Origin of the sequence: Bartonella taylorii 8TBB (assembly GCF_902825155.1) — a bacterium.
Classification (GTDB): Bacteria; Pseudomonadota; Alphaproteobacteria; order Rhizobiales; family Rhizobiaceae; genus Bartonella; species Bartonella taylorii_A.
Genome location: NZ_CADEAG010000088.1, coordinates 1 through 512, shown reverse-complemented (window position 1 = coordinate 512; position 512 = coordinate 1). Strand labels below are relative to the sequence as shown.

Here is a 512-nt window from a genome sequence, read left to right as displayed (position 1 = left end):
TCTTACCTAGTCCCTTCTTATCTTGTAAAAAAAAAAAGGTGCAACTCTTAGAAAAATGGTTAATATAATCTAAAAAGGAGAGCAAAAGGGCACAAATACAAGCGAGGCAAAAAAGACAGGAGCCACCCTGAAAAAAAGTAGGATCGAAAAAACTTGAGAAAGGTCGATTTTGGAAAAGGAGGGGATCTTTGGGGGTCGCGGTATACTAAAAAAACAAACCGAAAAGAACTCTTGATCCGTAATAATTGTGGAAAATCATAACAAGATTTGTTAGAATCAGAAGAAAATATTTCTTCTCTAATAGGACTTTTTATATGGTTACATCTTTTGGTAAAAATTTACGGAAACTTCGGGTTGATCACTCCGAACGCCTCTTAGATATGGCTAAAAAATTAGATATATCTGTAGGATTTTTATCATCTGTAGAAATTGGCAAAAAGTCTGTTCCTGTAGGACTGGAGGAAAAGATCATAGAGCTTTATGGTTTAGATCAAGAGAAGGCTTTACTCCTA

The 512-nt window shown here is 35.0% G+C and carries 1 protein-coding gene; it reads left to right on the top strand.

The features are described 5' to 3' along the window. Positions 1 to 314 precede the first annotated feature (314 nt). The coding region (locus J7R13_RS08765; protein WP_208438305.1) for a helix-turn-helix domain-containing protein at positions 315 to 512 on the top strand (198 nt) is incomplete at its 3' end.